The 9,419-nt window shown below is 65.4% G+C and carries 12 protein-coding genes, 2 tRNA genes and 1 pseudogene; 9 read left to right on the forward strand and 6 right to left on the reverse strand.

Annotation, left to right across the window (positions count from 1 at the left end):
- From ACWELQ_RS27690 to ACWELQ_RS27700, 3 genes and pseudogenes are all read left to right on the forward strand, one after another.
- A pseudogene (locus ACWELQ_RS27690) lies at nt 1-166 on the forward strand (MmgE/PrpD family protein); the annotation flags it as partial.
- Nucleotides 166-1,080: a methylisocitrate lyase gene (gene prpB / locus ACWELQ_RS27695; protein ID WP_452399972.1), complete on the forward strand. Its 915-nt coding sequence runs from the start codon at nt 166-168 to the stop codon at nt 1,078-1,080. The pseudogene ACWELQ_RS27690 and the gene prpB, both read left to right, overlap by 1 nt.
- The gene (locus ACWELQ_RS27700; RefSeq protein ID WP_452399973.1) at nt 1,080-2,204 is read left to right on the forward strand and encodes a bifunctional 2-methylcitrate synthase/citrate synthase; all 1,125 of its coding nucleotides are present in this window, start codon (nt 1,080-1,082) and stop codon (nt 2,202-2,204) included. The genes prpB and ACWELQ_RS27700 overlap by 1 nt, the downstream gene beginning before the upstream one ends.
- A 39-nt stretch (nt 2,205-2,243) precedes the next feature.
- Here ACWELQ_RS27700 and ACWELQ_RS27705 read toward each other — a convergent pair whose 3' ends face one another.
- Entirely contained in the window at nt 2,244-2,681 is a 438-nt protein-coding gene (locus tag ACWELQ_RS27705; RefSeq protein WP_452399974.1) for a DUF1905 domain-containing protein, read from the reverse strand.
- Nucleotides 2,682-2,808: 127 nt separating this feature from the next.
- Here ACWELQ_RS27705 and ACWELQ_RS27710 point away from each other — a divergent pair, with 127 nt between their 5' ends.
- A complete protein-coding gene (locus ACWELQ_RS27710; RefSeq protein WP_452399975.1) occupies nt 2,809-3,531 on the forward strand; it encodes a TetR/AcrR family transcriptional regulator in 723 nt (240 codons plus the stop codon).
- A gap of 18 nt (nt 3,532-3,549) precedes the next feature.
- Here ACWELQ_RS27710 and ACWELQ_RS27715 read toward each other — a convergent pair whose 3' ends face one another.
- Complete coding sequence (locus tag ACWELQ_RS27715) at nt 3,550-4,470, reverse strand: NmrA family NAD(P)-binding protein (protein WP_452399976.1); 921 nt, start codon at nt 4,468-4,470, stop codon at nt 3,550-3,552.
- Nucleotides 4,471-4,726: 256 nt separating this feature from the next.
- On the opposite strand from ACWELQ_RS27715, the gene ACWELQ_RS27720 reads away from it, so the two are divergent.
- Nucleotides 4,727-5,197 (forward strand): hypothetical protein, encoded by a 471-nt coding sequence (locus ACWELQ_RS27720; protein WP_452399977.1) that lies wholly within the window; start codon nt 4,727-4,729, stop codon nt 5,195-5,197.
- Between the two features lie 224 nt (nt 5,198-5,421).
- Here ACWELQ_RS27720 and ACWELQ_RS27725 read toward each other — a convergent pair.
- From ACWELQ_RS27725 to ACWELQ_RS27735, 3 genes are all read right to left on the reverse strand, one after another.
- Nucleotides 5,422-5,506 (reverse strand) — tRNA-Leu (locus ACWELQ_RS27725).
- A 93-nt stretch (nt 5,507-5,599) separates the two neighbouring features.
- Nucleotides 5,600-5,911, reverse strand: coding sequence for a hypothetical protein (locus tag ACWELQ_RS27730; protein ID WP_379352159.1), 312 nt, complete (start codon nt 5,909-5,911; stop codon nt 5,600-5,602).
- Nucleotides 5,912-6,040: 129 nt separating this feature from the next.
- On the reverse strand, nt 6,041-6,796 hold the full coding sequence (locus ACWELQ_RS27735; RefSeq protein ID WP_452399978.1) for a tetratricopeptide repeat protein: 756 nt from the start codon (nt 6,794-6,796) through the stop codon (nt 6,041-6,043).
- A gap of 352 nt (nt 6,797-7,148) precedes the next feature.
- Between ACWELQ_RS27735 and mihF the strand changes: the two genes are divergently transcribed.
- The 4 genes from mihF (at nt 7,149) to ACWELQ_RS27755 (ending at nt 9,212) form a co-directional block, all read left to right on the forward strand.
- Entirely contained in the window at nt 7,149-7,463 is a 315-nt protein-coding gene (gene mihF, locus ACWELQ_RS27740) for an integration host factor, actinobacterial type (RefSeq protein ID WP_379352161.1), read from the forward strand.
- Between the two features lie 141 nt (nt 7,464-7,604).
- Nucleotides 7,605-7,689: transfer RNA gene (locus ACWELQ_RS27745), tRNA-Leu, on the forward strand.
- A 184-nt stretch (nt 7,690-7,873) separates the two neighbouring features.
- Entirely contained in the window at nt 7,874-8,512 is a 639-nt protein-coding gene (locus tag ACWELQ_RS27750) for a Uma2 family endonuclease (RefSeq protein ID WP_452399979.1), read from the forward strand.
- A gap of 508 nt (nt 8,513-9,020) precedes the next feature.
- The gene (locus ACWELQ_RS27755; protein ID WP_452399980.1) at nt 9,021-9,212 is read left to right on the forward strand and encodes a hypothetical protein; all 192 of its coding nucleotides are present in this window, start codon (nt 9,021-9,023) and stop codon (nt 9,210-9,212) included.
- Nucleotides 9,213-9,222: 10 nt separating this feature from the next.
- Here ACWELQ_RS27755 and ACWELQ_RS27760 read toward each other — a convergent pair.
- The coding region (locus ACWELQ_RS27760; protein WP_452399981.1) for a hypothetical protein at nt 9,223-9,419 on the reverse strand (197 nt) is incomplete at its 5' end.

Raw genomic sequence — 9,419 nt, forward strand, 5'->3', positions numbered from 1 at the left:
CCGCACCCTCGCCGAGGGGGTCGTGGAAGCGGCTGAGCAGGACCGCTTCCTGGAGGTGGTCCAGCGCGCGGGCGAACTGTCGGCGAAGGAGTTGTCGGAGCTCACTTTCACCGTCTCGTCCGAGGTGCTCGCCCGCGCGCCCAAGTCTCCGAAGGGACTGTTCTGATGACGGGGCTACTGGCAGCGGCCGCGTCGGCCGCCGACAAGCGCGCGACGTTCAAGGCGGGACTGGCATCAGGCCGGATCCAGCGGTTCCCCGGCGCGTTCAATCCGCTGGTGGCCAAGCTGATTCAGGAGATCGGCTTCGAGGGCGTGTATGTCTCGGGCGCGGTGCTCTCCGCCGATCTGGGGCTGCCCGATATCGGGCTCACCACGCTGACCGAGGTGGCCGGACGCGGTCAGCAGATCGCGCGGGTCACCGACCTGCCGGTGCTGATCGACGCCGACACCGGTTTCGGTGAGCCGATGAGCGCGGCGCGCACCGTCACCGTGATGGAGGACGCGGGGATCGCGGGCCTGCACCTCGAGGATCAGGTCAACCCGAAGCGCTGCGGTCACCTGGACGGCAAAGCCGTTGTGCCGACCGAGGATATGGTGCGACGGCTGGGCGCGGCCGTCGCCGCCCGCCGCGATCCGAACTTCGTGATCTGCGCCCGCACCGACGCCGCGGGCATCGAGGGGATCGACGCGGCGATCGAGCGTGCCCGGGCGTACGCCGACGCCGGAGCGGACCTGATTTTCACCGAGGCTCTCAATACGGTCGCCGATTTCGAGAAATTCCGTGCGGCGGTGCCGGTTCCGTTGCTGGCCAATATGACCGAGTTCGGCAAGTCCGAGCTCATCGCGGCGGCAACGCTGGAAAAGATCGGCTACAACGCGGTCATCTACCCGGTTACTACGCTGCGGCTGGCGATGTATGCCGCCGAGACCGGGCTGCGGGAGATCTTCGCGTCCGGCACCCAGGCCGAGCTGCTCGACCGTATGCAGCACCGCAGCCGCCTGTACGAACTCCTGCAATACGAGCGCTACAACGAATTCGATTCCGACATCTTCAATTTCACCCTGGGAAGGAATCAATGATGACGGAGACCGCGATACCGACCATCTACAAGGGGCTCGCAGGCGTCGTCGTCGACACCACCGCCATCTCCAAGGTGGTGCCGGAAACCAACTCGCTGACCTATCGCGGCTACGCCGTCCAGGATCTGGCCGCCCATTGCAGTTTCGAGCAGGTCGCCTACCTGCTCTGGTACGGCGAACTGCCGAACGACGGTCAGCTGGCGCAGTTCCTGCAGCAGGAGCGGGCCTCGCGGCGCGCGGACCGTTCGCTGCTGGCACTGGTGGCCAAGCTGCCGGAGAACTGCCACCCGATGGATGTGGTGCGCACCGCGATCAGCTACCTGGGTGCCGAAGATCCGGCCGAGGACGACAACTCGCCGAAGGCCAACCGCGCCAAGGCCCTCCGCATGATGGCGGTGCTACCGACCATCGTGGCCGCCGATCACCGCCGTCGCCACGGGCTGGATCCCATCGCACCGCATTCACATCTGGGATTCGCCGAGAACTTCCTCAACATGTGCTTCGGCAAGGTGCCCGCGCCGGAGCTGGTGAAGGCGTTCGAAGTCTCGTTGATCCTCTACGCCGAGCACAGCTTCAACGCCTCGACCTTCGCCGCCCGCGTGGTCACTTCGACTCTCTCGGACATCTACAGCGCGGTCACCGCGGCGATCGGCGCGCTGAAGGGGCCGCTGCACGGCGGGGCGAACGAAGCGGTCATGCACGACATGATCGAGATCGGCGACCCGGCGCTGGCCGAGGAGTGGATGCGAAACAAACTGTCCAACAAGGAAAAGGTGATGGGCTTCGGCCACCGCGTCTACAAGAACGGTGACTCGCGGGTGCCCACCATGAAGAAAGCCTTCCTGGACATCGCGGCCGCCACCGAAGGCCAGCGGTGGGTCCGGATGTACGAGATCCTCGAGCAGACCATGAACGAGGCCACCGGCATCAAACCCAACCTCGACTTCCCAACCGGCCCCGCCTATTACCTGCTGGGCTTCGAGATCGAGGTGTTCACCCCGATCTTCGTGATGTCCCGCATCACCGGCTGGACCGCCCACATCATCGAACAGGGCGAATCCAACGCCCTGATCCGCCCCCTGAGCGAATACGTCGGCGTCCCCCAACGAACCGTCGTCGCCTGACAGCCCCGGCGCCCAGGCCGCGTGCAACGAGGGCAAACACTAACCCGCGGTGCGCAATTCACTCGCGGCCTTGTCGATCCGGCGCTGGCGGGTCTGCGGAGTTTTCGCCTGTTCGATCGGAGTGACCAACTGCTGCTGGCGACTGGGGGAGAGCCGGTCGAAGGCGGCGCGGGCAGTCTCGTCGAGGGCGGCGGCGAGATCGGCGGGGAGTTCGACGGTCCGCGGGGCGGTGTCGAGGACCAGGTCCACCTCCACCCGGTCGCCCGCCGCGACACCGGCGGCGGTCCGCACCGCGGCGCTGACGCTGAGCAGGTGACGACCGCCCATCACGCCGATGGTGGTCCGGTAGGTGTGGTCGTTGATGGTCGCGGCGACCGGTGGGCGGCGGCCGGCACCGAGCGCGGTCACCAGGTCGGCGGGTATTTCGATACCGGTGGTGGTCTTGCCGGTGGCTTCGATGGTGGCGTGAAATTTCATGGCAGGGTCCTTACCAATCCGCCCAGTTCAAATATAGTTTTACACCGAGCAGTACCACAGATAATGCACTGTACGGTACCGCTGGGCCCGATAGGGTGCAACACAGTGATCGTGGACGGGAGGCTAGATGTCGGGCGTGGAGGCCGGGGATCCGGAGGACGTGCTGGTGGTGCGGATACCGATGGCCGACCCCGCCAGTGATCGTGGTCCGGATCCGCGTGTGGTGCGTACCCGGGCCGCGATCGCCGCGGCCGCGACGGCGCTGTTCCTCGAGCACGGTTTCCGGGGTACCAGCATCGACGATATCGCTGCGACCGCAAGGGTTTCCAAACGCAGCGTCTACAACAACTTCGGTGACAAGCAGCGCTTGTTCACCGAGATCGCACTCGGGGCCACGCCGACCGCGGTGGAATTCACCGAGCAACTCGTCGCCGGGCTGGCCGCAGCGTCCGATGTTCCCGGCGCACTGCGCGCGCTCGCTCGCCGCCATCTCGCGGCCGTCGCGCAGCCACGGGTGTTGCGGCTGCGCCGGCTCATCATCCTGGAAGCCGCCCGCTTCCCCGACCTGGCCGCCGAGTACTACCGACGCGCGCCGGGTCGGGTGATCGCGGCACTCACCGCGGCGTTCGCCGCCCTGCACGAGCGTGGCGAGCTGGCCGCACCCGACCCCGGCCGCGCGGCCGAGCACTACTCCTATCTGGTCCTGGGTTCGGTTCTCGACAGCGCGCTGTTCAATCCGGATGCGTCCTTGCCGACGCCGGAGCAATTGGACGGCATCGCCGACGCTGGCGTCACCGCGTTCCTGGCCGCCTATCGGTCGGACTCGACGGGCCGCGAGTTCCGCGGCTGAGCCGCCAGTCGAGGCGGTTCATCGGAACACCTCGCTGCGTGCGGTCAGGAATTCCCGCAGCGAGACGGGTTCGCGCCGGATCAACTCGCGTATCCGCCGCGGGTCGGCCGGGATGGATTGCCCGCTGCGGGCGATGACCTCGCCGACCGACGAGATGTGCTGGGCCATACCGTGATTGACCGTGCCATCGGCGAGGCCCTCGAGTTCCCGCCGCCAGTGCTCGGCCGATACGCCTTCGAATCGCACCGACTGCCCGAGCACGTCACCGAGCAGCTCGGCGATCTGGGCGTGGGTGAACGACTCCGGGCCGGGCGGGAACACGACCGGACCGTCGAACCGTTGCGGATGGAGCATGGCCGCCACCGCCAGTTCGGCGGCATCGCGACCGCTGATCCAACCGATGGCGCTGTCGCCGAACGAATTCCGGATCACGCCCTCGTCCCGCACCGACCGGGCGTGCAGTACCTCCAGGTTCTCATGGAACAGCGCCACCACCCGCAGAATGAGCACATCGATCCCGGCCCATTGCAGAACCTGCTCGGCGAGCCACTGATTGCGCCCCAGCTCACTGGGATGGTCGGGATGGGCGGGCCCCATGGACATCACCACGACCCGCGGCTGCCGCCCGGCTTCGCGCACCGCGGCAGCGAAGTTGGCGGCCGCCGACACCACTCCCGGAGCAACCGGGTAGGTGAAGTAGGCCGTATCGACATCGGTCAGTGCCGCCGTGAGGGTTCTCCGCTGCTGCAGATCGCCCACCACGACTTCCGCGCCGAGGGATTCGAGCAGCTCGGTGCGCTCGCCGAGCTCCCGGGCCAGCACCCGCACTCGGTGCCCTTCGTCGCGGAGTCGTCTGACCACATGCTCACCGGTATTGCCGTGACGGCCGGTCGCTCCGGTGACGAGGATCGGATTCGGCAGTGTCGCACCGTGTTCCACGGGTGGTCCCTTCTGTACGTGTCTATTGGGCTCACTCACTATACTGCACTATAGCTAGATACATTGGGTGTCGATCCCGAGTCCGGCAGGGCAGCAACTCGATCCCGCCGATGGATACCGACGAGCTCGACGTGGACGACGCGTCAATACCCCAAAAGATGTGAAATGGATTCGGTTCGCAATTGCAGGTGATTGGCTACGCTTCGGGCGCCCGGACAGCAATCCCGGGGGGATCGAACAAGGAGGTTCCGCACCGATGACTCTGAAAACACTGAGCGCCAAGGGATTCGCGATAGTGGCCGGTGCCGCGGCTGGCCTCGCGGTCGCCGCGGCACCCGCCTCCGCAGGAATCAGCAACTTGACAGTGGCCTGCGCCCCATACGGGTTCTCCGGCGGCAACTGCTACTACGCCCAGATCCAAGCCTCCCTGACCGATCCAACACCGGTGTCACTCACGATCAACGGCACGGCCCTGGCAGGCAGCCCGGTCACCCCCTCACAAGCATCCACCGGCGCGTACTACCTCAACCTGCTGCTCGACTGCATCTCCAGCCCCTTCCACCTGATCGCGACCCAGCCCGCCCCCAACGGCGGCCCCGCCAGCCAGATGGAAGCCGATTTCGTACCCACCTCCAACACGAATTCGTCCGGCAGCGCCTTGTTCAACATCCTCCCGAGCGGCAGCTCCAGCCTGCACGCGCCCTGCCACATCGTTCACCAGGGGTAACCCCCGGGCCAGGAGCGCGCCCACCCCGCCGCCCCGACCATGACCGGCAAATCGATTCAATGGCGGCGGAGGTCGAGTGACCCTACAACGGCATATCGAATGCCATGCCGTGGGCGTGTTTTACCTACGACGATCGAAGAACCTCACGAGGCGGGGCTCGACACGAAGAGGGAAGTGAAAAGGCGTGAATTTCTTTTTGCTACAAAGAAATTCACGCCTCGCTGTGTCCGGAGGGGGACTTGAACCCCCACGCCCTAATACGGGCACTAGCACCTCAAGCTAGCGCGTCTGCCATTCCGCCACCCGGACCGGTGATGCTGGACAAGATTAGCGGAGAGGTTGGCGGAAAAGGAAATCGGGGCTGGAGCTGGCGAAATGGGGTGCGCCGGGGGAGGTTTGAGGTCAGTGGAGGATGCCGAGGAGGTTGGCGTTCTTGATGGGGGTGTCCTTGTTGGCCTGAACCTGGCAGAGGCTTTGGACGGCGGCCATGGAGAGGTCGACCTGGGTGCCGGGAGGCTCGTTGTCCTTGCCGGTTTGCTGCTTGATGAATTTGGTGATGGTGACGCGCTGGGTGTCGGCATTCTGGGCGAGGTAGTCGCTGCACTTGGTGTCGCCGCCCTTGTTGAGGGCCTTCTCGACATCCGAGCAACCGGACAACAGGGTTACGGCGAGTGCGGCGGCCGCGACGGCCGTCCATCGCGCGGACTTCATCATGCGTGCGTTCCTCGTGGGGTCGTGCGCGGTGGGTGTCGACCGCGATCGACCGCCACTGTAGATGGGCGCGACCGTCCGGCAATCAGGGCTGGACCCGGAATTCGGGCCCAGCGTCTGTGAGTTGGCTCACTACCCGGGCTGGGATTCGGCCGCGCTGGCCGCCCGCCAGACCCGTGCTTCGCTCGCATTTCCGCGGCGGGTGAGGAGTTCGGCGAGACCTGCCATGGCGCGGGGGTCGCCATGGGAGGCCGCGGTGCGCCACCAGTGTTCGGCCTCGGAGAAGTCACCGCGCCGGTAGCGGACCACACCGAGGTCGTAGGCGGCGGCGAGATGGCCGAATTCGGCTGCCTGCGTCCAGAGTTGGCACGCTTGGTCCTCTTCGCCGCGGCTCTGCATGGCCACCCCGAGGTCATAGAGCGCGTTCTGATACCGGCTCGCCTCGGTGGGCGGTTCGGGCGGGGGCGGAGTGAGCGCGAGGGCCAATTCGACCACCAGTTCACCGAAATCTGGTGGCCCGACGCCGGTGCTGCAGTGCAGGACGGTCCGGGTGGGCTCGCGCGTGACGAGCAACCCGTAGTTGCCGGTCCAGGACACGATGCTGTCGGTCTCGTCGACCCACACGGGAGTGAGGGTGATCGCGGCGTCGGCTTCGGTGGGCCGCACCTCGAGCTCCACGCCGCCCGTCATCGCGTCGCTCCAGACGTCAACCCCCCTGAGCTGGCGGCCGTCCAGCAACACGTGACCGCGGTCCACCCCGAGCCCGATGCCGAGGCTGCGCACGCCGGGGCGTGGGGTGGCCGCGCGCAGGGCGAGGCGCACGGTGGTGGGGGAGACGCCGATGCTCTCCGAATGCAGGGGGTAGACCTGGGCTCCGTTCCAGGTCACGGGCTCTGCGCTGGCGTATCGATCCGCTAGGGGTGGTTCGCTCGTGGCCGGCTCGGCGTACGAATACGACCCCTTCATCTGCCCCGCCTCTCGCCGGTGCCGTGTGATGTTCGGGCATACCGTAGTACCGATGCCGCCCGCTGCGTCCCGTATTTGCCAGCTCGGCCATCCCAGCAAACACCTGGTCAAATGACCTGGGCGAAAAGTGGCCTCCAGCGGGTCCCGATATCCGAATTTCGCCGGTCGCTCGACGTGTCGGCCACGTCCACGCGGTGTGTCGTACTTGCGCAGACGCCGGTGTCCTGTTGAATCGTCGGCGAAATACCAGCGAACGAGTGAAAGGTAAGGACATATGGCTCTGCCCACCATGACCCCCGAACAACGCTCCGAGGCGCTGGCCAAGGCCGCCGCGGTTCGTAAGGCCCGCTCGGAACTGATCGCGCAGGTCAAGAAGGGGTCGGTCAGCCTCGCCGACGTGCTCAAGCGCGCCGACGCGGAAGACTTGGTCAAGAAGACGAAGGTGGCGGCGGTCATCAAGGCGCTGCCGGGCATCGGCCCGGTGAAGGCGGCCAAGCTGATGGACGAGGCCGAGATCCCCGCGGACCGTCGCATCGGCGGCCTGGGTTCCCGTCAGCGCGCCGCGCTGCTGGAAGCACTGAAGGTCTAAAGATCGGGGGGTGGCCTGCCGGGTCGCGAAATCGACCCGGCGGCAACCACTCCCACCGCCTCTGTTTCGGCGGCAAACACGCAGGATACGGGCCGATTTGGTCCAGGCGGTCCGATCCGATAACCTTGCTGAGCACCACCGGTCCGGGTGGCGGAATGGCAGACGCGCTAGCTTGAGGTGCTAGTGCCCGTATTAGGGCGTGGGGGTTCAAGTCCCCCTCCGGACACACTGAAAATGGCTCCTCCTACTTGTAGGAGGAGCCATTTTTCGCTGATTTTCGACAGGGAACAGCGCCGCAGGTCAACGAGTTCATCAGACGATAGATCTGCCCATGACGATGGCTATGCTGTGAAGCGTCCGCCTTCTGGACATCGATCGAGTAGTCGTTCCAGACAGCGAAGGATCACACCGTGTCGGAAGCGTTCGACTGGTCTTCGCCGAAGACCTACAGTCAGCCCGTCGATCTCGACGACTATCTGGCCATGCCCGAAGACGTCTCTCGTACGGTCGAGGTCAAAGACGGGATGATCGTCTTCTGCGAGTCGCCCTCGCCCAACCACAACGCCGTCTCCCGCAACATCGAACGTGCACTCGCCGACGCCGAAGCGAAGCGATCCCACCGCCAGCCTTGTCTTCGGGTCAATCGCGACATCGACATGCTCGTTTCGGAAGTTCCATTCCACTACAAGCGACCGGACACCATCGTGTACCGATGCATCGAGCAGCCGCGCCCGCGCTGGAAGACCAAACCCACTGTTGCGGACACGATTCTGGTGGTCGAGGTGGTGTCACCGACCACGGTAACCGCCGACACCATCGACAAACGCGCCGAGTACGCCCGCTTCGGCATCCAGCACTACTGGATCGTCCGGATGGCCAACGACGACGGCCCAGTGATCTCCATCGAAATGCTGACACTCAACTCCGACGGAAAGTACGTCTCCAACGGTCACCGCAACCGCAGCGATCATTTCGCCGCAGCGATCGATACGCTCGCCCCCTTCGAGGTCACACTTACCTGGGAACAACTCGACGAGGGCCTCGACTGAGTTTGCGACATCCCCCGTGGCTACTCGACGACGAGGAGCCTCCGCGTGCGGAGCAGGTGGGCGTTGATGCCACCGGATACCATCCGCTGACGAATTCCCTTGCACAACAAAGGACTTTGTCCAGTTTGGTTCTAAATCAGTTTTGCCCTGAGCGGAGTGAGGGATTTCATCAGTACGCTCGTGGGCGTGGGCGGGGAATTCATACTGCTGATCGCCACCATCGGGCCGATGGCAGTGTTCGGGTGGGCGGCTGTTCGGGCGAAGCGTCGCGGGCTCGGGGGGACGTTCGTCGGACCGCTTCAGGACATGTTCGATCCAGGCGCCGCGCGAGCTCAGGTAGTTATCGAGGAGCGAGCGGAGCTGCCGGATCCTGCTGATTCCGGCGACCCGGACAACGACGACGATGTCCCGAACACGGTGGTGTACAAGGGTTCGCCTCTACATCAACCCGGACAAAGCTCGGCGGCAACGAGGAGACGAGACCAGCAGGCAAGCTGGATGAGCACCCGTGGCGAGCTCTGCAGAACTGAGCGCCACCCTCACCAGCAGCGACATGCAGGTGGAGATGTCGGTTGTGTTGTTCGTCGCCGAGCGTCGTCAGAACCTGGCACCCACCATGCGCATCAACAACCTGTCGCGCGACATCCTGCGCGACCCTCAGCAGTTCGGCCCCCAGCACCGGGTCCAGCTCCAGCAATGAGCGGACATGCCTAGGTCAGTTTTGCTCGGGCTGAGGGATTGATGGGGATTCCTCGGTTGAGGATGTCGGTGACGAAGCGGTGGATGAGGGTGTCGCTGGGGGTGCCGATTAGGCAGATCAGGTCGCGGGTGAGGTTGGGGTGTAGGTGTTTCAGGGTGGCGGGGAGGGGGCCGGTAAGGGCCGATGTCGGCGCGCAGGGCATCGGCC

It is taken from the genome of Nocardia sp. NPDC004722 (genome assembly GCF_053601505.1).

Coding starts and splice junctions, on each gene's coding strand:
- ACWELQ_RS27710 (WP_452399975.1), top strand. CDS start 2,809: ATGTCGGGCGTGGAGGCCGGGGATCCGGAGGACGTGCTGGTGGTGCGG.
- ACWELQ_RS27730 (WP_379352159.1), bottom strand. CDS start 5,911: ATGATGAAGTCCGCGCGATGGACGGCCGTCGCGGCCGCCGCACTCGCC.
- mihF (WP_379352161.1), top strand. CDS start 7,149: ATGGCTCTGCCCACCATGACCCCCGAACAACGCTCCGAGGCGCTGGCC.
- ACWELQ_RS27705 (WP_452399974.1), bottom strand. CDS start 2,681: ATGAAATTTCACGCCACCATCGAAGCCACCGGCAAGACCACCACCGGT.
- prpB (WP_452399972.1), top strand. CDS start 166: ATGACGGGGCTACTGGCAGCGGCCGCGTCGGCCGCCGACAAGCGCGCG.
- ACWELQ_RS27700 (WP_452399973.1), top strand. CDS start 1,080: ATGACGGAGACCGCGATACCGACCATCTACAAGGGGCTCGCAGGCGTC.
- ACWELQ_RS27720 (WP_452399977.1), top strand. CDS start 4,727: ATGACTCTGAAAACACTGAGCGCCAAGGGATTCGCGATAGTGGCCGGT.